Here is a 21447-nt window from a genome sequence, read left to right as displayed (position 1 = left end):
TCGGATGGGTAGCGCTTCGTCTTGCGGGCGACTTCGGCCATCCGGCGGCGCGTCTCTCGGGTCCACATCCCGAGCTTGAATCATCTCGCCCACGTCGCGCCAAGCCATTCTCAAACGGTCACTTAGCGATAGGACTTGGAAAAGAATTCTGCACAACCCGCGGCATATCCCTGATCGAGCGAATTGCAAACGGCAACTTCCTCTCGCGCGAAGAGTTGGTCGGCTTCGCTGACGTTTGCCGGTGCCGTAACGGCAACAGCAATGTTAGAGTGCAGACTGCCTATGCGGCAACTCGATTTACAGCATTTTTAAACTACGTCTTCTGGATTTCAGAACCTATCCTCGTCAGAGCATCTGACGCTAAAGATAGAGCTCAGCTAAACGACGAATTGCGTCAATTCAAGCGTCGAGTCTTAGCTACCCAGCCCGTGATGCAGGGCCCATCTGAGGCAGCTGAGTCTTTGCGAGGGCGGTATGGTCTCGACCCCGATCAGCGTGCCCTGCTCTTGTGTGCAATTCAGCCAGGCAGTCCAGAAAATCCTTGGGGGCTTGGTGTGCAGCACCGCAACCAAGCAATCTTAGCGACAGCGTTCCGCTTTGGGCTTCGAACGGGCGAAATACTATCCCTTAAGGTTCGAGATTTTAAACAATCAATGAGCCCAGCGACTCTAACCATTCACCGTCGGCATGATGACCCCGAGGATCCTCGACGAGATCAACCCGTAGCGAAAACTCTTGGCCGACTTTTAGAGGTCGACGAGGATTATCGGCGGATATTATCTGATTGGATAACTGAGCACCGGGCGGATCGGCAACGCTACCCGGATGCTCGGCGCCACCCGTTTATGTTTGTAAACCAAAGGGGCCAACCTTTGGGGAAAGGTGGGTTCAGGAAGATCTATTTGGCCATGCGCCACCGTCATCCGTCACTTGGGCCTATTGTGAACCATATACTCCGACACGACTGGAACGAGCGTTGGGAAGAACTATCCGAGCAACACGGATGGGATCGAGAAGCGGCCGGAAAGGATCAGAAGTACGCAATGGGGTGGTCGAGTATTTCTAAGATGCCGGCCCGTTACGGCAAGCGAGTTATACAGAAACGATCCAACGCGCGAATTTCCCTAATGCAACAACGCGCAACTAGTGGAGAGCGATGATGATCAGCTGGGCCGTCGCCTACGAAAACGACAATTGCGGCAGCACTGTTCTGGCTCGGTCCGGTGCGGCAATCGACACATCAGAGTTGATATGGATACTTTCGGCCGAGGACACGATCAATTGGGAGCAGTTTCCGACACTGCCGGACCACATACGAGATGCGGTTGAAGACTACATAAAGCAATTGATCCGGTCCAGGGCTCCAAGGTACGTCGTGGTGGCGTATAACTGCCTACTCGCTGTGTTCAGGGCCGTTCAAACTAAGTTCGATACACTCTCCCCTGCAGACATTATCGATCGCTCTTGTTATGACTATGTGAGACTAAGTCTGCCACCCAATCTCGATAACGACACGGTGAATCATTATTTGGGGGCCTTTCTCCGGTGGTATACCTGGTGTGCTGATGCCGGATTAGACGGGTTCGATGAGGATGTTGCGATTGAACTAGAGGAGCGCAGGCTAGGGCGGAACAGGTCAGGCGCTGCAGTCCTTAGTCAGGATCCCGAAGCAGGACCGCTCAATCATGTAGAATTCAACTTGCTTATCACCAAGCTACGCTCGCCCGAAGCTCTGGCGCTCTCGTTGAGAGATCGTTGCGCGGTATGGCTGGCAATAGCTTGCGGTACGAATGAAAAGAACATGAGGCTGCTCCACGAGGATGACTTACTAAAAACAGTCCTTAACGATGGAACTGAAATCTACGAGATACGGATTCCTCGGATTAAGAAGGGCACGGTCGGTGAGCGTGATCAGTCTAGAACTCGACCGCTCGATGCACATATCGGACGACTTGTAGAAGCGTTAATCCTCGAGAATGCAGAAGTGAGAGCTCTAGATGACCGGTGGGACAGTGACCGCTTCGCCAGGCCTCTTTTTGCTCGACGGCGTGTTCACGACCAGATCGCCATTACAGCTTTTGAACGGGATGCCTATCGCCAGCGCAGAGGAATTTTTTCAACCATGCTTGGTCGAGTTGTGGAAGCTTTCGATCTTCGGGCATTCCCGTCAAATGAGCGGCTCGTTTTGACCACCCGACGTTTGAGATATACGTTCGCCACACGTTTAGTCGAAGCCGGAGCTCCGCCCGTTGATGTCGCCGATGCGCTAGATCATTCAGACACTAGTAACGTAATGACGTACTACAACTCGCGTTCCGATGTCGTTACGCGTTTAGATAAGGCTTTGGCGTTACGAATGGCACCGATAGCGAAAGCCTTTCTGGGGAAGATCATCTCTTCAGAGGCGGACGCGATACGGTCCGAAAACTCCGCTAGTAGGATTCGGCACTTCGATCCGGAAAGGCAAAAGTTGGAGAACGTGGGTTCTTGCGGCAATGCAAGCTACTGCGGGCTATTCGCGCCTGTAGCATGCTACACTTGTAAGGTGTTTCAGCCTTGGCTCGACGCGCCCCATGAAAAAGTTCTGGAACATCTTCTTCGACAACGTGATGCAAATCTCGAGCGGCGAGCTGATCCGAAATTCACTCAGATGAATGATCTTGCGATCTTTGCCGTTGCTGAGGTCGTGGATCGATGCAAGGATGTTCGACTTTCTAGAGCGCATGTTGGGGAAGGATCATGAATCTAAGATCCTTCAAAAGCGCGACTACCCGTACCGCCGAGAACAACCTGTGCATTTTCATCGGCGCGGCACAATCGGCGAATCCATTCCGGGTGGTGTGGGGTGATCGAACCTGGAAGACTCGCAAGAAAGCTAGGGCCAGCCGCAGAGGGAACGAAGTAATTCGATTCTGGAGACATTTGTATGTGTCCCCAGCGCGGGCTGATTTCAACGAGCCATTCGGCTCGTTCGTTCGTGCTGTGGTGTGTCACCGGGAAATACTGTCAGCTGATGGGCTTGCGATATCTCGCCATGAAGACATGGTGCGCGCTTGTCGTTACTTATACGAGGTGCTGCTACTGCGAGAGACGGTTGGCTTAGAAGATGATCGAGTGAAGATCAGCCCCTGCCGGCTTATGCGCGGAGACTTCGACGAAGCCGAATCTTCCGCGCGAGTTAGAGAAAGTGTGGGAGCAGCAAATAACATTTCAAGCGCGCTCGAAATACTGGGCGAAATGATGGACCGACGTGGGCTTGCTGCAGTGCCTCTTCAGTGGTCAGGATCGCGGAGAAGTCGGGACAAGTACGATCGGGTTGGTGATGCTGCGGAGCGGCGCCGTCAGGCGAAACTGCCGAGCGACGAAGTGTTTTCTGCACTTGCGATGATATCGTCCCGCGGCGACCTGCCCGATCGAGATTTATTGCGGCAGCGTGGGGCAGAAATACTAATGTGCTGTGGATTTCGAATCAATGAGCTACTCACGCTGCCTCGGACAACTTGGGTCGTGACACCAGTTGTCGATCGAGACGGTGAGGTGATGCTCGACCGATCTGGACGGCCAGCTGAGCGGGTCGGCTTACGTTACTGGCCCGAGAAGGGTGGGTCGACCGAGACTCAGATTAAATGGCTTCATTCTGCTGCGGTAGAAGTGGTCCGAAGAGCATTGGATGACATAACCCGTATCACGGCGCCCTTCGCTGAAGCGGCTCGCTACATGGTGGAGAACCCTGGACGTACCGTGCTTGGTCCTCCTTGGGATGCAATGCCAGCCGACCGTCACCTCTCAATGGCTGAGGCAGCTGCACTCCTGAATTTTGGCAGCCCAGTAGCAATGAGTTCGTTCGTGAAGAGGACGGCAATGGAGGTCAGACAGGTAGACTTGGGTCGTGGTCGAACGCAACTTGCCGTGCTGAAAGGCGATGTAGAGGCCCATCTGGTTCGACAATCCGGCGTAGGTGAAATTGTACTACCCGGGGGGGAAGAAAACATCGCGCTACACGATTGTCTCTTTGTGGTTCCAGTTGAGTTTTTTCATCCTAAGAACGGCAATTTGCGCGGCACGGCCACTATCGTGAACGACGGGCAGCTGAACGCCTATCTTTGTGGGAACGGCGGTACCAAGTCGATCTTCGAGCGTTTCGACGTGAGTGGTCTAGATGGGCGCTCACTCAGGGTGAATAGCCATCAGTTTCGGCACTGGTTGAACACTGTTGCACAAGAGGGCGGCCTAAGTGAGGCCGAGGTGGCCCGCTGGATGGGGCGCGTCAGCCTCGGTCAGAATGCTGCTTATGATCACGTATCACCATCTAAGATGGCGCGGCGATTACGAGAGAAGCTGCATAGTGGGCAGGCAGTAGGGCCAGTCGTCGAGCAACTTCGAGACATTAAGGATCCTGTGCGGCGCGAAGAGTTTGCACGCTCTGCTATTCCCGCTGCGCACGCGACTGATATCGGGACCTGCCTACACGATTGGTCCGCTTTGCCGTGTGACAAGCATGGGGCTTGCGTCAACTGCGAGGAACATTGGTTAGTAAAGGGTGATACCCTGCAAATGCTGAACGCCGAGCGGTTTAGAGATGATACTAAGATACTGCTGGAGATGGCTCGATTGGAAGCGAGCGAGGACACCTATGGTGCTGACAATTGGCTCGCGCATCATGAACGAGCACTCTCGCAAATCGGAAGGGTACTCGAAGCGCACCGTGATCCTAACATTCCGGATGGAACGCCTGTGCGTCTTCGACGCATCGACAATTAAGAATTGTGGGGCAGGAAGGATGGGAATGTCTAAGAACATTGGGTCACAGCGGGGGCGGGCCGCCTTGACGCCTACGATAATCGAGCGGATTGCTGGCCTGATAGAAGATTGGCCTGTGGAACGTTCGCTCACTTGGGACAGCGTTGTTGCTCAAGCTGAGGCTTACTTACGCCATAGATGGACACGTCAGGGTCTCGAGCGGCATCCCCGCATCAAGTCCGCCTATGAGGCTAAACGCCTGCGTCATCGTGAGTTTGCACGTACCGGCACAGTACCGAAACCTCGGCGCCCTGAAATCGAACTCCGTCTTCAGCAGATGGCGAAACTTGCTGCGGAGATTGAGAAGGCCAAGCGCATTGTCCGTGAGTATGACGAGCGTTTTATCCTACTCCAGGCTGCCGCTCTCCGACATGGCCTGACGCTCGCCCAACTGGAAGCTAACTTGCCCTCTATCGATCGCAGTGTGACCGATCCGATTTTGGCCAAAGTCAGACGTTTATAACAAAATACCTGGTAGCTCCGATGTCAGTTCCGAATTCGGGGGAATGCCGGGATGAACGGGTAGCGAATCCCACCTGGAAGAGCGCAAGATCGACGGGAACACGTTGTGGTTGATCTTCAGGAACAGTATGGCGCGCGACAGGAAGACTTCACGTTTCTACGCAGGTTATCTCATCTTAGATCTTCGGATTCTCACTATCTGAAAACCGGTTACGTCAATCTTCTGGGACGGGAATCGGATGTGCTACTTATGAAATCGTCGGATCCTCCGATTTTGTCTTATAAGTCGGTCGGCATGCAGGCTTCGACGGCGATAATCTTGAACTTCCGAGCCGGTGGTACTTTTAATCTCGTGGAGATGAGAAATGTCTCTGGCCGAAATGCCACGTTAGCTTGCTGAGGCGGTTCCATGACACAGTTTAGCGGATGTCGCGGCTCACCGGCAGCTTCATGGCGTGGATAGGATTGGGAGTGGAACGTCCTGAATGGTCCGAGCAACTGAGTGGAACTTACCAGCCTTTCACGGGACGATGTATCTGATTCAGTTCGTCAAGAAGGTTAGATCGATCCAGGAGCTTGCGGGCAATGACGTGGATAATCGGGATCTCGGCGTGGTCGTCCACCCGCTCCACCCGGCCCTCAGTCACGAGCAGCCGAGCGCCGAGCAGCGCCTGACGGTCGCGGGCGCCGATGGCCTTGTAGACGACCACGTTGGCCTCCCCGTGCTCGTCCTCGACGGTGACGAAGACCACGCCCTTTGCGGTGCCGGGCTGCTGCCGGAGCAGGGTGATGCCGGGCAGCCGGACCGTCTGCCCCTGACGGGCGTCGCGCAGGTACCGCGTGTCATGCAGCCCCAGACGCGCCAGGGCAGGGCGCAGCAGGGCGAGCGGGTGCTGGCGCAGGGTAAGGCCGGTCGCGCGGTAGTCGGCCGCCACCGCCTCACCGGCCGTTTCGTCGCCCAGGGCGGGCGCGGGCTCCTCGAAGTGCGGCCCCTCGGCCGCAGCGAAGAGCGGAAGGTCGTGCGGTGCCCTGATGTCCACGGCGGCCGCGTCCCAGTGCGCCCGCCGCCGCGAGGACGCGAGCCCGGCGAAGCTGTCCGCCTCCACCAGCGCATCCAGGGCCTTCCGGCTTAACTGCGCCCGCATCGCGGCCTCCTCCACCGAGGCAAAGGGCCGCCCGTTGCCGGCGTCCCTGACCTTGATGAGCCGCTGACCCTCCTCCTGGGAGAGCCCGGCCGTGACCCGCAGCCCGAGGCGGATCGCCAGCCCGTCGACGCTGTCCCGGTGGGGCCCCATCGTGCTGTCCCAGTGGGAGAGGTTCAGGTCCACCGGCCGCACCTGCACCCCGTGCCGCTGCACGTCCCGGACGATCTGCGCCGGCGAGTAGAAGCCCATCGGCTGGGAGTTCAGCAGCGCGCAGGCAAACACCCCGGGGTGGTGCCGCCGGATCCAGGAGGAGGCATAGACCAGGTGGGCGAAGGAGGCCGCGTGGCTCTCCGGAAAGCCGTAGGAGCCGAAGCCCTCGATCTGCTTGAAGCAGCGCTCGGCGAAGTCGCGGGGATAGCCGCGCCGGACCATGCCCTCCACCAGCCGGTCCCGGTAGATGCCCACGCCCTGGGTGTACTTGAAGGTCGCCATGGCCCGCCGGAGATCATCCGCCTCCTCCGGCGAGAAGCCGGCGGCGACGATCGCCACCCGCATGGCCTGCTCCTGGAAGAGCGGCACGCCCAGCGTCTTCTCCAGCACGCGCTTGAGTTCGTCCGGGTCGCCGTGCTCGGAGGACGGCCCGGCATACTCCGGCTCCTCCTGCCCCCAGCGCCGGCGGATGTAGGGGTGGACCATGTCGCCCTGGATGGGGCCGGGCCGCACGATCGCGACCTGCACGACGAGGTCGTAGAAGGTCTTGGGCTTGAGGCGGGGCAGCATGTTCATCTGCGCCCGGCTCTCGACCTGGAAGACGCCGAGGCTGTCCGCGCGCCGGAGCATCTCGTAGGTGTCGGGGCAGTCCTTCGGCAGGCCGGCGAGGTCCAGGTCCCGGCGTTTGTGCTGGCGCAGCAGCCCGAAGGCGCGCCGAATGCAGGAGAGCATCCCCAGCGCCAGCACATCCACCTTGAGGATGCCGAGCGCGTCGATGTCGTCCTTGTCCCACTCCAGGGTGGTGCGGTCCTGCATGGCGGCGTTGGTGACCACCGCCAGCTCGGTCAGCAGGCCACGGGTGATGACGAAGCCGCCGAAATGGGTCGCGATGTGGCGGGGGAAGTCCTGGATCTCCTCCGCGAACCTCACGGCCATGGCGAGGCGCTGGTCGGAGAGGTCTAGGCCCTCTGCCTCGGCGACCTCGCCCACGCCGTCCTCGCGCCCCGGGCCCCAGACGCCCTTGGCCAGCTTGCCTGTCACGTCCTCCGACAGTCCGAAGGCCTTGCCCACCTCGCGGATGGCGGAGCGCGCCCGGTAGCGGATGACGTTGGCGCAGATGGCGGCGCGGTCACGGCCGTAGCGCTGGTAGATGTGCTGGATCACCTCCTCGCGCCGCTCGTGCTCGAAGTCGATGTCGATGTCCGGCGGCTCGCCGCGGGAGGCGGAGACGAAGCGCTCGAAGAGGAGGTCGTGCTTGCTGGGGTCCACCGCCGTGACACCGAGGACGTAGCAGACGGCGGAGTTGGCCGCGGAGCCCCGGCCCTGGCAGAGGATCCCCTCGCCGCGCGCGAAGCGGACGATCTCGTGGACGGTGAGGAAGTAGGGCGCGTAGCCCAGGCTCTCGATCAACTGGAGCTCGTGGCGGAGCCGGCCGGCCACGTCCTCGGACACCCCTTCGGGCCAGCGCTCCTCGACCGCCGACCAGACACGCGCCTCCAGCGTCTGCTGCGGCGTCCGGCCCTCCTCCAGGATCTCGTCAGGGTACTCGTAGCGGAGCTGGTCCAGGGAGAAGCCCCGGGTCGCCTCCAGCACGTCAAGGGTCGCCGCCACGGCCTCGGGGTACTCCTCGAAGAGCCGCGCGATCTCGGCTGCCGGCTTGAGGCAGCGCTCCGCATTCGGCTCGGCCGCGAAGCCGAGCCCATCGATCGGCACCCCGAGGCGGATGCAGGAGAGCACATCGGCCAGCCGCTGCCGGCCCGGGTGATGGTAGCGGACGTGGTTGGTGGCGAGCAGCCGGGCCCCGACCTGCTCGGCAAGACCGGCGAGCCGCCGGATCCAGGCGCGGTCGGCACCGGCAAAGGTGTGCCAGGCCGCAAGGTGCAGCGGCAGGGCAAGGCGGTCACGCAGGTCGCGCGCGTCCGCCTCCAGCCGCGCGCCGAAGTCCGTGCCCGGCAGCTCGGGGGGCATGGCCGCGAGCACCAGCCCCTCGGCATGGGCCAGGAGGTCCGCCCTGCGCAGTTCGCAGCTGCCCTTCTCGGAGGCGAGGCGCCCGCGGGAGAGGAGGGAGGTGAGCCGGCCATAGGAGGCGCGGTCCGTGGACCAGGCGAGGTAGCGCGCCCCGCCCAGCAGCTCCAGGCGGGCGCCCACGGCGAAGGGCAGGCCCAGCTTCTTGGCCGCGACGTGGCCGCGCACCACGCCGGCGAGGCTGTTCGTGTCGCAGATGCCGATGCCGGCCAGCCCAAGTTCGGCCGCGGTCGCGACCAGCTCGGCCGGGTGCGACGCGCCGTCGAGGAAGGAGTAGTTGGATCGTGCGCCCAGCTCCGCGTAGGCGGGCATGTTCAACCGGTACTGTGGGGGCGGGCGCCGCGGCCGCGGAGGACGACGAAACCGGCTTGCCGGAGGTGCTCGGCCAAGCGCTCGGCCGCGAGGCTCGCCGCCAGGTCGCCGCCTCCGCGACGGGCCTTGCCTCGGGCGTCGAAGCGGAGCGCGTGTGAGAGTGCCGCCGCGATCTCCTCCTCGGTGACGGGGACGAGGTCGTCGGCCGGGCGGGAGGGTTCGGACATGGGCAGAGGCTCCTGGCTGCCCGACCGCTATAAGACCGCGTTCCCGATTCGTTCTAGGCGATTCGGCCGTGTGTCCCGAGGGCCCTCCACGAGCCGCAGACCTGTCGAAGGTAGTGAAGCTGGCCTGCCAGCAGGTTGAAGGAAGCGGCGACTGGTCGAGAAACCGTCACAAGCGTCTAAGCACCGCTTCAAGTTGTGCGACGTATTGTTCGATACGCTGGAGCCTCGCGAACGGTATCCAGAAATTCTTGTTCATTGAGTCCGAGCGCTTCGGAAAAGTCCATAAAGTCTTCCAACGTCAAACGTCGTTCGCCGTTCTCGATACGTGAAACGTAGGCCTGCAGCCGATGCATTCTGGCTGCAAGTTCTTGTTGGGTTAACCCAGCCTCAATCCGCTTCTTCGTGAGAATTTCTTGAATTCTGAGGGATCTGGGGGTGCGCCGCACAAGCGGCATGAGCGTCTCCAGAGAACGGAAACACTCCCGCTAAGGGGCTTGAGCGATTATACCGAAACAGTATAAATCATGGCGTTTCCGACGAGGCGTGGTGGACAGGCGTCCAGCACAGATCTCGCGCCCAATGATGCGCGCCGAGGATCCACGATGTTGCCAGAACTGCGGAAAGACACAGTCATGGCGGTGATGGACCATTTGCTGGTGCAGGACCTCAGCCTTCAGCAACGGCTCACCATGGTGGAGGCTCGACTAGCCGACCTTGAGCGCCGCTTCGGTGCCGCTGATCATGAGATCCTCAAAGCCCATTACGAGCTGATCAGCCATTTCCCTGACTTCGTAGAAGCAGCGAGGAGCAGATCCAAAGTGAAGGCAGCAGCCAGCTGAGCGTCCGCATCGGTCGTCTTCGCCCGTAAACTGGAGCTGCGTGAACGCATGATACGCATTGATGGCGTGTGCGATCTGACCACGAGGCTGAATTTACTTCGAGAAGCCACGCGCCTCGAACTGCTGGCAGCCGATCTCCGGCGCATCGCTGATGAAGGTGCGCCGACGAAGCAAGAACTAGATCGGGCGCCAATCCTCCGCGGCTGGAGCCTAACCACGATTGACCTACCATGCCTGGTCGGGATGGGATCGAATCATCCGACTCTCCGGCAAGGGCCGATTTATACGACCGATGTCTGGGCCATTGATGAGGACGCCTGTTGGGCCAGGACCCTCTCGCGATTTTACAGGCTGGCCGAGCCTGCTCAGTCAGGAGCAAGGAATGACGGAGCGACACGGTAAGCAGCAGGTTGCAGGCGCAACCTTCATCACGCAGCCAAGTGCGGTGACTGCTTTCGAACTGAACCAACCTGGCTGTGTCGGACTCGATGCCGCTGGAAGATTGGTCGTTGATCTTGCCGACGGGGCTACGGTCGACGTCGCTCAAAGTACGGCTTCGCTTGGGGAGCTTGTTGTGACAGCCGGAAGTGGTGACCGCCTGCTGTTGTTGATGGGATTCGTGACACGCGATGACGGTGAGCCGCCGCCCACGGCAGCCGAGATCGATGTGGCGGTCGATGCCTATCGGAGGAACTTAAATGCGAAGGGCAAATGATTTTCGAAGAACGAGATCAGGCGTTGAGCAACGATGCAATGTACGAAACCCACTCGCGCACTACTGCCTTCAGACTGAGCGGACAGCCTACACGCGGACTGCCCGCTCCAGTCTTTAGGCGGAACTTGCCAGCTGAACGCAGTTCTAGCGAGCGGTGATCCGGCCGCTCATGTCACAGTAGAGCACGATATTCATATCCCGTATCTCCTGCCTTGCGAGATTATCCGGCGTTCCGTGCGCAGGACTGCGATGAGATATCAGCTCTCAATCGAGTGCATCAAGGCATTTTGGAAGCGGTCGTTGTGAGCGAGGCGGTGGAGGTGATGTTGGACAGGTCCAGGGTCTCCGCAAGTCGGACCCCTCGCTGAGCCGGGAAATCGCAAGTGAGGCGACATCGTCTTATCAGGCACGCATCGGGCGATCGGTCGGCTTGGTGGTCGATTGAAAAGCCGCATCATGGTCGTGCGGAGTACCGGGCTGGGAGAGGGAGCGATGATCGTCTTTTTGGATTTTGAAGCGTCGTCGTTGGGGCCGGGGTCGTACCCCGTGGAAGTAGGTTGGATGCGCGAGGACGGCGAAGGCGAGACGCACCTCATCTGTCCCGCGTCGGAGTGGGACGATTGGTCCCTGGAATCCGAGAAGGTTCACGGACTTACCCGCGACCTCCTGGCGCGAGAAGGTATACCAGTGGAGGAGGTGGCCCGGCGGATGCTCGACGTGCTCGGCATGGAAGATGTCAGGGTTACATCAGACGCTGCAAGGTGGGAGCAGCAGTGGCTGGATCGTCTGATGCAAGCGGCCGGGCTCCAACACTCGATCAGGGTCCTCGATTTAGAGCGTGAGATCCTGCTGCCCGAAGCTCAGCGCATCCTACGCGACGCGCCGGCCGAGGGCGCGCCAGGCGCACATCTAGCCTGGGCAGCCCTCCTGGACCGAGCCAGCGACATCGTTGGGGGCTCACGGCACGCTGAGCAGAACCTTAGACGGATCCGTCATCGCGCACTCCAGGACGCTGGAGGCATGCGGTGGTGGTGGCTCGAAGTTCGGGAGCGGACCGCTGAGGCTCTTGACGAGGGTTACGGCAGTCGACTTCTCGCTCGTAAAGGGACAGTTCCACGCGGGGTCTTGGGTTGGGACTGATTACTCTCGTTTGATGCTGGGGCGGTTGATTCTGCAAGCGCGTGACCGCCGCGGCAGCGGACGTTCAGCGGCATTCGGCATATCAGGTCTTGAGCGTGGCGCGTCGGTTTGGGTGAAATCGAGGAGGGCCGCCGTCATCCGACGGCGGCCCTCCAAAAGTCAGCTCAAGAAATGCAGCGGGCGCCCGGCTCAGGCAACCCAGACGTCGCTGACCGCGAGCGCCGTACCAGCGACGAGCGTGCCGATACGAACGGCAGCCGCCCCGCCCAGACCGTCAGCGTCGTAGAGGAAGTCGCCAGAGGCCTGGTCATAGAGGACGTGCTGCTCGGCGGTGGTCGCCGTGCGGCCCAGGCCGAAGCGGGCGGCCGAGAGCTGACCCTCGCTGCCCAGCGCCGTGAACACGGAGCCGACCAGCTCGATCCGGTCCTCGCCGGAGACGAAGTCCATCAGGCGGGTCAGGTTGCCCATGCCGCCCGAGGTGTCGAAGACGAAGGTGTCGGCGCCCTCGCCGCCGAAGAGCCCGTTCTTGCCGGAGCCGCCCATCAGCGTGTCATCCCCGCCATTGCCGTGGATGCTGTCGTTGCCACCCAGGCCCGAGATGATGTTCGCCGCCTCGTTGCCGAGCAGGCGGTTGTCCAGCTGGTTGCCCGTGCCGCGGATGGCGGCACCCTCCATGATGAGCTTCTCGACGTTCGCGCCCAGCGTGTAGTCAATGAGGGCTGTGACGCGGTCGTAGCCCTCGCCCGCCAGCTCGACTACCACGTCGTTCACGTCATCCACCTGGTAACCGTCGTCGCCCCCGCCGCCCGTCATGGTGTCGGCCCCGGCACCGCCCAGGAGGCGGTCGTTGCCGACGCCACCGAAGAGCTGGTCGTCACCGCCGTTCCCGATCAGCGCGTCGTCCCCGGCCAGTCCGTGGATCACGTCGCCCGCGTTGGAACCCAGGGCGCGATCGGTGCCCTTGGTGCCGCCGCCGCTCACCAGCTCCTGCAGGTAGTTCCCCAGCTCGGCTTGGTCCGTGTAGTTCCGGCCGCTGCCGACCGTCTCGCCCGCCGCGGTGGTCGCGCTGTCCACCTGGTCGGCCAGCTCCAGGATCCCCTCGGACCCGGCACCGTAGGCGTAGAGGGGGACCAGCTGGTTGGAGTGGCCGTTGCCGAACCACTGGTACTTCGGAACCAGGTCGCCGTCCGCGTCGGGCTGGATGGCCTGGTAGGGGATGGTCTCGCCGTCCGGCCCAAAGAGCAGGTGATCGTGGTCGGCGGTGACGATGAGCAGCGTGTCGTCCCAGGTCGCCAGGCTCTCGTCGGAGGAGACCCAGTCCATCACCGACTTCACCGCGTCGTTGAAGGAGATGTACTCCTCGATCATGCGGCCGAAGTAGTTCGAGTGCATGGCGCGGTCGACCTCGCCGCCCTCGATGGTGACGACCAGCCCGTCGGCACCGGCCTCGGCATTCTGGTTCAGCTTGTTCAGCGCGGCCAGCGACAGCTCGCTCAGGGTCGGCGAGGTTTCCAGGCGGGGAACCGTGAAGGGGTCCTCGTTCACCGGGTCGGGGCTAGAGCGGTAGGAGTTCGCGCCGGTGAAGGATTCGATGATCATGGCCAGCCGCTGCTCGGAGGGCGCGGCGTCGATGGCGGCCACGATGTCGGCGCGGTCCTGCAGCAGGTTCCAGCTCACCCCGTCCTCGGACTCGAAGGTCCCGGCCTTGAGGGCGTTCCACAGCTCGTTGCCGATCCAGGTGTTGTTCGGCGTGTTCAGCAGCTGGCCGTTGTCGTTGTAGTCGGGGTTGCCCGACCCGGCGATGACGTCGAGGATGCCCTTCGCGAACATCTCCTGCGCGATGTCGGTGCGGTTGGCACGCGACACGTTGTGGGCGCCGCCGCCCGCCGCCGGGGTGGCGTCGCTGATCTGCACGGTGGTGACCACGCCGACCGTCTTGCCGATCTCGTGTGCCAGCTCAGCCAGGGTGAATAGCGGGTTGCCGTTGCCGTCGACGTTGATGGCGTTGTTGTAGCTCTTCTCGCCGTTGAAGATGGATGAGGCGGTGTTGGCGGAATCCGGCGCCGTGGCGCGGTTCCAGTCGTAGCCGTCGAAGCCGTGCGGGTAGCCGCTGGAGGTGTTCCCGGCCACCGGGTCGAGGTCGTAGTTCTTGGCCGGGTCGTAGACGGTGTTGGGGTCCTGCTGGAGACCGGCCTCGCCGGGGAGCGGGGTGGAGCGCGTGCTCAGCGGGTAGGTGGACTGGGCGGTGGAGACGAAGCCCTCGCCGTCCACGACCAGGCTGTCCGCCAGCCCGTGCCGCGGGTCGCCCTCGGGCAGGTTCGCCAGGTACTGGCGGGTCGCCTCGAGCGTGTTGAAGCCCGCTCCGTCCGCGATCATGACGATCACGTTCTTGACCTCTCCCGTCGAGGTCGTGGCGGTGGTGGTCGTGAATTGCGTCATGTCGTGGCCCCCGTACTGCGCCCGAGAGCGCGGATCAGGAGCGTCCCTAAGGGTGGATCGGGACAGGGCCATGAACCCGACGTTTCAGTCAGGTGAACATGGAGGACGGCTTAACCCTTGTTTATTCAGTCGTTCGAAGCAGCCAGGGGAGGTGGTCAGGAGTTCAGGCGCTCCTCGGCATGGCCATGGCTGGGCGCCGCGCAGTGCCCGTGCCCGAAGTCAGCCAGGGTCTCGATGATACGGCACTCCCCAACATGTCCGCCCACGCACTGGCTGGCCATCCGCTCCAGCTCCACCCGGAGCGCCTCCAGGCGCCTCGTCCGGGCATCCACCTCGGCGATGTGGGCCATGGCGATGGCGTGGGCGGCAGAACAGTCGGCTCCTGGCCTGTCAGCGAGATCCAGCAGGGAGCGGATGTGCTCCATGGAGAAGCCGAGTTCCCGGGCGTGCCGGATGAAGCCGAGCCTCCGGAGGTGGGCATCCCCGTAGGAGCGGTGCCCTCCCTCCGTGCGCGCCGGGGGAGGCAGCCAGCCCTCGGCCTCATACCAGCGGATGGTGGTCGCCTTCACGCCTGTCAGCCGGGACAGCTCGCCGATCGTCAGCCGCGCCATGGTGTCTCCTCGATCAGGGGCATCCTCAAGGATATGGGGCCTTGGGGTTGCCGTGCCGCCCTGTCGCGGTTCCTGACCCGCTCCTCATGCCGGACAGGGGTGGTGGGACAAGATGTCCTCCTCCGTCCCGATGACACCGGATTACGGTTGCGTTAGACTTGGGCCAGCATGCTCGCCCTGCCGACATCGCTGGCCGCCCGGATCCTTCGCCGAGTTCTCTCGGTGACGATGTGCGTGCTCATGCTCCTGTCCGTGGCGGTCTCCACGGACGCAGGCGCCTCGACCGTTCCGGCTCCCGCCGGGCAGGTCGGGATCGTGCTTACGGATCGTGGCCCAGGTGACGAGCCGCTGCAGCCGGATGCCCTGCCTTGTGAATGCGCCCACCATCTCTGCAACAAGGTGGTGCCTGTTCCACCGATCATCGTCGTCGGAAGCCCTGCCGTTGCCCGCCCGGACTCCATGCCGGTCCGGGCACCCACGCCGGTGCTGCTGTCCGGCCTGACGGAATTGCCGCCAAGACCACCTCGCGCCTGACGGAACGCCCCTTCCTGCCGGTCCGGCCCGCCCATTCCTGAGGGCGGCGGTGTCCGGCCCGTTCGCGGTCCGTCATCCCAGGTGCCCCTATGCCATTCAGCGTCGCCCGGCTCACGGCGGTTCTCGCCGTCGTCCCGGCCCTGGCCTTCGCGCAGGACAGCCGTCCGCCCGTTGCGCCCCTTCTCGTCACCTCGCCCCAGCAGGCGGTCGAGGCCGCGCTCACCGTCTCCCCCGCACTCCGGGGTGCCGGGGCCGCCCGCCAGGCCGTCCAAGCCGACGCCCTCCAGGCGCGACTCCGGCCCAACCCGGAGCTGAGGGGCAGTTTCGAGAACTTCGGCGGCTTCGGCGGCCGCCAGGAGAACCGCGGCGTCCGAGCGATGGAGAGCACGGTCGGCCTGGCCCAACGAATCGAACTCGGCGGCAAGCGCTCGGCGCGGATCGGGCTGGCCGCCCGGAGCGGCGAGGTCGCGGCGCTCGACTTCACGGGCGCCCGGCTGGAGATCGCCCGGGAGGTGGTGACGGCCCTGGCAACGGCGGAGGCCGCCCGGCGGCTGGTGGGTGTCGAGCGCGAACGGGCGCGGCTGGCCGCCGAGACCCTCAGGGCCGCCCGCGCCCGGGTCGAGGCAGGTCGCGACCCGCTGCTCCAAGCCGAGCGGGCCGAGGTCGTCCGAGCCACCGCCGACATCGCGGCCGAGCGCGCCCAGCGCGAGGTGGAGATAGCCCTGGCCGACCTCGCCGTGTTCATCGGCGTCCCGCGCGTGGATCTTGCCCCGCGGCAGGCCTGGTTCGATGACATCGGCCCGAATCCCGGCCGCCCCGTCCCGGCCGATCCGCTGGCCCGCCTCTCAGGCAGCCCGGAGCTGGCACGGCTGGAGGCGGCCATCGCCCAGCAGCGGGCGAACCTGACCTTACAGCGGGCCACGGCCGTCCCGGACGTGACCATCTCGGGCGACGTGCGCCGCTTCGGCGACAGCAACGAGACGGCCTTCGTCGCGGGTGCCTCCATCCCGCTGCCCTTCTACGACCTCAACCAGGGCGGCATCGCCCGCGCTCAGGCCGAGGTGACGCGGGCCGAGGCCGAGGCCGATCGCGGGCGCAGCGTGTTGGTCGCCATCCTCGTCGCAGCCGAGCAGCGCCTCGCGCTGGCCTGGCGGTCTGTCGACACGCTGCGCAGGACCGCGCTCCCCTCCGCCGAGCAGGCCGCCCGCTTTGCGACCCTCGGCTACGGCGAGGGCCGGTTCAGCTTCCTGGAGGTCTTGGACGCCCAGCGCGCTCTTTCCGACACCCGCGCCCAGCTGGTCGAGGCCATCCAGGCCTTCCATGCCCTGCGTGCCCAGGTGCAGCGCCTCCGCGGCGATCTTCCCGCCGTCTCCGCCCAGCCCGTGAACGCCCCGAACGGGAGTGCCCGCTGATGCTCCGCATGACCCTGCTGGCAGGCGCCGCTGTCGGCGGCCTCGCCCTGGCCGTCGCCTTTCCCTCCGTCCCCGAGACGGCCCGTGGACTGCTGGGCCTCTCCTCTACCCCAACCGGGGCAGCACGTGCTGCTGCGCCCGCAGCAGGTCCGAAGCCCGGCGGCCATGGCCACGGCCACGCCGAGGGCGAGGAGCACGGCGAGGAAGGCCACATCGCCATGACCGCCGAGGGCATCGAGGCGGCCGGGATCCGGGTGGCTCCGGTCGGTCCGGGCACGCTGGTGACCCGTGCGGCCGTCCCGGGGGTGCTCGCGGCCAGCCAGGACAGGCAGGCGCGCGTGACGGCCCGCCTGGGTGGCATCGTGGCCGAGGTCCGGACGGCGCTGGGCCAGGAGGTCGGGAAGGGCGACGTCCTGGCCGTGCTGGAGAGCCGCGAGGTGGCGGACGCCAAGGGCGAGTTCCTGGCCGCGACCCGGTCCGCTGCCCTGGCCGAGACCACCCTGGCCCGCGAGACCCGCCTCTGGCGCCAGCGGATCTCGGCCGAGCAGGAGTTCCTGCAGGCCCGGACCGCCGCCGAGGAGGCCCGCATCAAGGTGGATCTCGGCCGCGCCCGCCTCGCCGCCCTCGGCCTGTCGGAGACGGAGGTCGCATCCCTCGCTCGTCAGCCCGCCGCCACCCTCCGGCGCCTGGAACTGCGCGCGCCGATAGCGGGCCGGATCACCGCCCGCAACGCCGTACTGGGCGCCTCGGTGGCTGCCGACGCCGAGGTCTTCTCCGTCGCCGACCTCTCCGTCCTCTGGGTGGAGTTGGCCATCTCACCCCGTGACCTCCCCATGGCCCGGCAGGGCCAGACGGTGCTCGTCACCGGGGAGGGCGAGGCACGCACCGAGGGGAAGATCGTCTTCCTCAGCCCCGTCTTGGATCCCGAGACCCGGTCCGCCCGGGCCGTGGCCGAGATCCCCAACCTGGAGGGTACCTGGCGCGCGGGCGGCTTCGTAACCGCCCATCTCTCCACGGCCGAGCAGCGGGTGGACGTGCTGGTGCCCCGCGACGCCATCCAGGAAGTCGAGGGCAGGAAGGTCGTCTTCGTGCGGAACGAGGAGGGCTTCGAGCTGCGCGAGGTGGAGACCGGGCGCGAGGACGGGAACGGCTACGAGATCGTCTTCGGGCTGGACCAGGGGACGGAGATCGCGGTGGCCAATGCCTTCTCGCTCCGGGCCGAGCTGAGCAAGTCCGAAGCCGGGCACGCGCACTGAGGCCCGCCCGGACATGATCGGACCTATCCTCGACTTCTCCGTCCGCAACCGCTGGACGGTGGTGCTGCTGGCCGTCATCGCGGCCTGCATTGGCGCCTGGTCGGTCACGCGGCTGCCCATCGATGCGACACCGGACATCACCAACAACCAGGCGCAGATCAACACGCTGGCGCCCTCGCTCTCCCCCTACGAGATCGAGAAGCAGGTGACCTTCCCGATCGAGACGGCCCTGGCGGGCATCCCGGGGCTGGAGAGCACGCGCTCCATCTCCCGCAACGGCTTCAGTCAGGTCACGGCGGTCTTCACCGAGAGCACCGACATCTACTTCGCCCGGCAGCAGGTGCTGGAGCGCCTGATCGAGGCGCGCGAGGCCATGCCGGAGGGGGTGGAGCCGCGCCTCGGCCCCGTCTCCACCGGCCTCGGCGAGGTCACCATGTGGACGGTGAACTTCGCGCCCAGGAAGCAGGGCGACGTGGTGCCGGACGGGCAGCCTGGCTGGCAGGCGGACGGCAGCTACCTGACGCCCGAGCGCGAGCGCCTGACCACGGAGGCGGACCGGGCGACCTACCTCCGCACGGTGCAGGACTGGATCATCCGGCCGCAGATCCGGAACGTGCGGGGCGTCGCGGGGGTGGACGCCATCGGCGGATACACCAAGCAGTACGTGGTACAGCCCGACCCGGCCCGCCTCATCGGCCTGGGCCTCAGCTTTTCTGACATCAGCACGGCCATCGAGCGGAACAACGTCTCGACCGGAGCAGGCTACGTGGAGCGCGGCGGCGAAGGCCTCGTCGTCCGCTCGGGCGGGCGGGTGACGAGCGTCGCTGAGTTGGAGCAGGTCGTCGTCGCGACGCGGGAGGGCGTTCCCATCCTGCTCCGCGACGTTGGCCGCGTCACCATCGGCCAGGCGCCCCGGACGGGGAGCGCCAGCGGCAACGGGCAGGAGATGGTGGTCGGCACCGCCCTCATGCTCCTCGGCGAGAACAGCCGCATCGTCGCCGAGGCCGTCCACGCCAAGGTGGACGAACTTCGGCGGACCCTGCCGCGCGGCGTCGAGGCGGTCACGGTTCTGGACCGCGGCCTCCTCGTGGACGCCACCATCCACACCGTCGCCAAGAACCTCGGCGAGGGCGCGCTGCTGGTCATCGTCATCCTGTTCCTGATGCTGGGGAACATTCGGGCGGCCATCATCACCGCCCTGGTCATCCCGGTGACCATGCTGCTCACCGCATTCGGGATGGTGCGGGGTGGGATCTCGGCGAACCTGATGAGCCTGGGGGCCCTCGACTTCGGCCTCATCGTCGATGGTGCCGTCATCATCACCGAGAACAGCCTGCGCCACTTGGCCGAGCGCCAGCACGAGAAGGGCCGCCTGCTCACGGTTGCCGAGCGGCTTCAGACCGTGGCGGACAGCGCCAAGGAGATGATCCGGCCCTCGCTGTACGGGCAGGCCATCATCATCCTCGTCTACGCGCCGCTGCTGACCTTCACTGGGGTCGAGGGCAAGATGTTCATCCCGATGGCGCTGACCGTCATCATCGCCCTGGTCTTCGCCTTCATCCTCTCCCTGACCCTGGTGCCCGCGCTCATCGCCATCTGGATCAGCGGGCGGGTCCAGGAAAAGGACGTCGCCATCGTCCGCGGCCTCAAGCGCGCCTACGCCCCGGTGCTCGGCGGCGCGCTCCGGGCACCGTTCCCCGTCGTCGCCGTGGGCGCCCTCATCTTCGTCGCCTGCCTCGGCCTGTTCTCGCGCCTTGGGCAGGAGTTCATCCCGACGCTGGACGAGGGCAACCTCGCCATGCAGGCCCTGCGAATCCCCAGCACTTCGCTCCAGCAGTCCCAGGCTATGCAGTCCGTGCTGGAACGGCGCATATCCCGCCTGCCCGAGGTTCAGGTCATCTACTCCAAGACCGGCACGGCCGAGGTGGCATCCGACCCGATGCCGCCGAACGCCTCGGATACCTTCATCATCCTCAAGCCCCGGAACCAGTGGCCGGACCCGTCGCTGCCGAAGGCCGAGCTGGTCCGGCGCATCGAGGCGTCGGTCGCGGGCATCCCCGGCAATGCGATGGAGTTCAGCCAGCCCATCCAGATGCGCTTCAACGAGCTTCTGGCGGGCGTGCGCGGCGATCTCGCCGTGAAGGTCTTCGGCGACGAGTACGGCCCCATGCTCCAGGCGGCCGGGCAGATCTCCAACATCCTGAACGGCGTCGAGGGTGCCGAGGACGTCAAGGTGGAGCAGGCGACGGGCCTGCCCTTCCTGGAGATCACGGTGAACCGGGCGGAGATCGCCCGCCGGGGCCTGAGCGTCGCGGACGTGCAGGCCGTGGTGGCGACGGCCGTGGGCGGCCGCGAGGCGGGCATGGTCTACGAGGGGGACCGGCGCTTCGCCATCGTGGTCCGGCTGCAGGACAACCTGCGGGGCAACTTCGAGACGCTGCGGAATCTGCCCGTGCCACTGCCCGCCGTCGCCGGGCGCCCGGCGAACTCGTTGCCGCTGCAACAGCTGGCAGACCTGCGCGTCGTCGAGGGGCCGAACCAGATCAGCCGCGAGCAGGGGCGTCGACGCGTTGTCATCCAGGCCAACGCCCGTGGCCGCGACATCGGCTCCATCGTGGCCGAGGCGCAGGCCAAGGTCGCGGAACAGGTGCAGCTGCCTCCCGGCTACACCATCACCTGGGGCGGCCAGTTCGAGAACCTGGCAGAGGCGCGGGAGCGACTGACCGTCGTGGTGCCCGCCTGCTTCCTGCTCATCCTGGTGCTGCTCTACGCGGCCCTCGGTTCGGTGCGGGACGCCCTGGTCGTGTTCAGTGGTGTGCCGCTGGCCCTCTCGGGGGGCCTGCTCGCCCTGTGGCTCCGAGACATGCCTTTTTCGGTCCCCGCGGCGGTCGGCTTCATCGCGCTGTCCGGCGTGGCCGTCCTGAACGGGCTGGTGATGGCGACCTCCATCAAGGACCTCATCCTCCGCGGGCACCTGTCCTTGCGGGATGCGGTGTACCATGGCGCCATGACCCGGCTTCGGCCCGTCGCGATGACCGCGCTCGTCGCATCCCTGGGCTTCGTGCCCATGGCGATCGCGACCGGGCCGGGGGCGGAGGTTCAGAAGCCGCTGGCGACTGTCGTCATCGGCGGCCTGATCACGGCGACGCTGCTCACCCTGCTGGTGTTGCCAGCCCTCTACGTGATGTTCGGCCGAGTGCAGGCGCCCGCCTCTGAGGAAGCCCCCGCCGGGGCAGGTCACGCCCCGGCCGAGTGAGCGTGCCGGTGGCCGCCTGGAACGGCGGCCACCGGGTTCAACCAACCCCAGCTAGCAAGGATTT

The 21447-nt window shown here is 64.6% G+C and carries 17 protein-coding genes; 12 read left to right on the top strand and 5 right to left on the bottom strand.

Going from position 1 to position 21447, the window contains the following annotated elements; translation table 11 throughout:
* From J5Y10_RS23725 to J5Y10_RS23710, 4 genes are all read left to right on the top strand, one after another.
* Positions 1 to 1160 (top strand): site-specific integrase (locus J5Y10_RS23725; RefSeq protein ID WP_209376611.1); only part of this gene is annotated, 1160 nt, incomplete at its 5' end.
* Entirely contained in the window at positions 1160 to 2743 is a 1584-nt protein-coding gene (locus tag J5Y10_RS23720; RefSeq protein WP_209376610.1) for a tyrosine-type recombinase/integrase, read from the top strand. The genes J5Y10_RS23725 and J5Y10_RS23720, both read left to right, overlap by 1 nt.
* Complete coding sequence (locus J5Y10_RS23715; RefSeq protein ID WP_209376609.1) at positions 2740 to 4761, top strand: hypothetical protein; 2022 nt, start codon at positions 2740 to 2742, stop codon at positions 4759 to 4761. Before J5Y10_RS23720 ends, J5Y10_RS23715 begins: the two co-directional genes overlap by 4 nt.
* A 25-nt stretch (positions 4762 to 4786) precedes the next feature.
* Positions 4787 to 5263, top strand: a complete 477-nt coding sequence (locus J5Y10_RS23710) for a hypothetical protein (protein WP_209376608.1) — start codon at positions 4787 to 4789, stop codon at positions 5261 to 5263.
* A 508-nt stretch (positions 5264 to 5771) separates the two neighbouring features.
* Here J5Y10_RS23710 and J5Y10_RS23705 read toward each other — a convergent pair.
* The 3 genes from J5Y10_RS23705 to J5Y10_RS23695 all read right to left on the bottom strand — a co-directional run bounded on the left by J5Y10_RS23705 (position 5772) and on the right by J5Y10_RS23695 (position 9636).
* Positions 5772 to 8954: an error-prone DNA polymerase gene (locus tag J5Y10_RS23705; protein ID WP_209376607.1), complete on the bottom strand. Its 3183-nt coding sequence runs from the start codon at positions 8952 to 8954 to the stop codon at positions 5772 to 5774.
* A 2-nt stretch (positions 8955 to 8956) separates the two neighbouring features.
* The gene (locus J5Y10_RS23700) at positions 8957 to 9181 is read right to left on the bottom strand and encodes a hypothetical protein (RefSeq protein ID WP_209376606.1); all 225 of its coding nucleotides are present in this window, start codon (positions 9179 to 9181) and stop codon (positions 8957 to 8959) included.
* Between the two features lie 188 nt (positions 9182 to 9369).
* On the bottom strand, positions 9370 to 9636 hold the full coding sequence (locus J5Y10_RS23695) for a helix-turn-helix domain-containing protein (protein WP_209376605.1): 267 nt from the start codon (positions 9634 to 9636) through the stop codon (positions 9370 to 9372).
* A 177-nt stretch (positions 9637 to 9813) separates the two neighbouring features.
* Between J5Y10_RS23695 and J5Y10_RS23690 the strand changes: the two genes are divergently transcribed.
* From J5Y10_RS23690 to J5Y10_RS23680, 4 genes are all read left to right on the top strand, one after another.
* Positions 9814 to 10020 (top strand): hypothetical protein, encoded by a 207-nt coding sequence (locus J5Y10_RS23690; protein ID WP_209376604.1) that lies wholly within the window; start codon positions 9814 to 9816, stop codon positions 10018 to 10020.
* 48 nt (positions 10021 to 10068) lie between these two features.
* Positions 10069 to 10422, top strand: a complete 354-nt coding sequence (locus tag J5Y10_RS28945) for a DUF6634 family protein (RefSeq protein WP_408901599.1) — start codon at positions 10069 to 10071, stop codon at positions 10420 to 10422.
* Entirely contained in the window at positions 10403 to 10735 is a 333-nt protein-coding gene (locus tag J5Y10_RS23685) for a hypothetical protein (protein WP_209376603.1), read from the top strand. Before J5Y10_RS28945 ends, J5Y10_RS23685 begins: the two co-directional genes overlap by 20 nt.
* Before the next feature lie 561 nt (positions 10736 to 11296).
* Positions 11297 to 11875, top strand: a complete 579-nt coding sequence (locus tag J5Y10_RS23680; RefSeq protein WP_209376602.1) for a transcriptional regulator — start codon at positions 11297 to 11299, stop codon at positions 11873 to 11875.
* A 189-nt stretch (positions 11876 to 12064) separates the two neighbouring features.
* Here the strand turns inward: J5Y10_RS23680 and J5Y10_RS23675 are convergent, their stop codons facing one another.
* A complete protein-coding gene (locus J5Y10_RS23675; RefSeq protein WP_209376601.1) occupies positions 12065 to 14314 on the bottom strand; it encodes an alkaline phosphatase in 2250 nt (749 codons plus the stop codon).
* A 155-nt stretch (positions 14315 to 14469) separates the two neighbouring features.
* On the bottom strand, positions 14470 to 14925 hold the full coding sequence (locus tag J5Y10_RS23670) for a MerR family transcriptional regulator (RefSeq protein WP_209376600.1): 456 nt from the start codon (positions 14923 to 14925) through the stop codon (positions 14470 to 14472).
* A 168-nt stretch (positions 14926 to 15093) separates the two neighbouring features.
* Here J5Y10_RS23670 and J5Y10_RS23665 point away from each other — a divergent pair, with 168 nt between their 5' ends.
* From J5Y10_RS23665 to J5Y10_RS23650, 4 genes are all read left to right on the top strand, one after another.
* Positions 15094 to 15459: a hypothetical protein gene (locus J5Y10_RS23665; protein WP_209376599.1), complete on the top strand. Its 366-nt coding sequence runs from the start codon at positions 15094 to 15096 to the stop codon at positions 15457 to 15459.
* Positions 15460 to 15548: 89 nt separating this feature from the next.
* On the top strand, positions 15549 to 16871 hold the full coding sequence (locus J5Y10_RS23660) for a TolC family protein (protein WP_209376598.1): 1323 nt from the start codon (positions 15549 to 15551) through the stop codon (positions 16869 to 16871).
* On the top strand, positions 16871 to 18127 hold the full coding sequence (locus J5Y10_RS23655) for an efflux RND transporter periplasmic adaptor subunit (RefSeq protein WP_209376597.1): 1257 nt from the start codon (positions 16871 to 16873) through the stop codon (positions 18125 to 18127). The genes J5Y10_RS23660 and J5Y10_RS23655 overlap by 1 nt, the downstream gene beginning before the upstream one ends.
* Before the next feature lie 13 nt (positions 18128 to 18140).
* Complete coding sequence (locus J5Y10_RS23650) at positions 18141 to 21383, top strand: efflux RND transporter permease subunit (RefSeq protein WP_209376596.1); 3243 nt, start codon at positions 18141 to 18143, stop codon at positions 21381 to 21383.
* Positions 21384 to 21447 lie beyond the last annotated feature (64 nt).

The organism is Roseomonas indoligenes (assembly GCF_017813365.1).
In the GTDB taxonomy this organism is placed as follows: Bacteria; Pseudomonadota; Alphaproteobacteria; order Acetobacterales; family Acetobacteraceae; genus Roseomonas; species Roseomonas indoligenes.
Note: the sequence above shows the minus strand (reverse complement) of the source record. Positions and strands in the feature narration are given on the sequence as shown.

Excerpts from the sequence above, each read along its gene's own strand:
- J5Y10_RS23720 (WP_209376610.1), top strand. The coding sequence starts at position 1,160 with ATGATCAGCTGGGCCGTCGCCTACGAAAACGACAATTGCGGCAGCACT.
- J5Y10_RS23715 (WP_209376609.1), top strand. The coding sequence starts at position 2,740 with ATGAATCTAAGATCCTTCAAAAGCGCGACTACCCGTACCGCCGAGAAC.
- J5Y10_RS23710 (WP_209376608.1), top strand. The coding sequence starts at position 4,787 with ATGTCTAAGAACATTGGGTCACAGCGGGGGCGGGCCGCCTTGACGCCT.
- J5Y10_RS23705 (WP_209376607.1), bottom strand. The coding sequence starts at position 8,954 with ATGCCCGCCTACGCGGAGCTGGGCGCACGATCCAACTACTCCTTCCTC.
- J5Y10_RS23700 (WP_209376606.1), bottom strand. The coding sequence starts at position 9,181 with ATGTCCGAACCCTCCCGCCCGGCCGACGACCTCGTCCCCGTCACCGAG.
- J5Y10_RS23695 (WP_209376605.1), bottom strand. The coding sequence starts at position 9,636 with ATGCCGCTTGTGCGGCGCACCCCCAGATCCCTCAGAATTCAAGAAATT.
- J5Y10_RS23690 (WP_209376604.1), top strand. The coding sequence starts at position 9,814 with ATGGCGGTGATGGACCATTTGCTGGTGCAGGACCTCAGCCTTCAGCAA.
- J5Y10_RS28945 (WP_408901599.1), top strand. The coding sequence starts at position 10,069 with ATGATACGCATTGATGGCGTGTGCGATCTGACCACGAGGCTGAATTTA.
- J5Y10_RS23685 (WP_209376603.1), top strand. The coding sequence starts at position 10,403 with ATGACGGAGCGACACGGTAAGCAGCAGGTTGCAGGCGCAACCTTCATC.
- J5Y10_RS23680 (WP_209376602.1), top strand. The coding sequence starts at position 11,297 with ATGCGCGAGGACGGCGAAGGCGAGACGCACCTCATCTGTCCCGCGTCG.
- J5Y10_RS23675 (WP_209376601.1), bottom strand. The coding sequence starts at position 14,314 with ATGACGCAATTCACGACCACCACCGCCACGACCTCGACGGGAGAGGTC.
- J5Y10_RS23670 (WP_209376600.1), bottom strand. The coding sequence starts at position 14,925 with ATGGCGCGGCTGACGATCGGCGAGCTGTCCCGGCTGACAGGCGTGAAG.
- J5Y10_RS23665 (WP_209376599.1), top strand. The coding sequence starts at position 15,094 with ATGCTCGCCCTGCCGACATCGCTGGCCGCCCGGATCCTTCGCCGAGTT.
- J5Y10_RS23660 (WP_209376598.1), top strand. The coding sequence starts at position 15,549 with ATGCCATTCAGCGTCGCCCGGCTCACGGCGGTTCTCGCCGTCGTCCCG.
- J5Y10_RS23655 (WP_209376597.1), top strand. The coding sequence starts at position 16,871 with ATGCTCCGCATGACCCTGCTGGCAGGCGCCGCTGTCGGCGGCCTCGCC.
- J5Y10_RS23650 (WP_209376596.1), top strand. The coding sequence starts at position 18,141 with ATGATCGGACCTATCCTCGACTTCTCCGTCCGCAACCGCTGGACGGTG.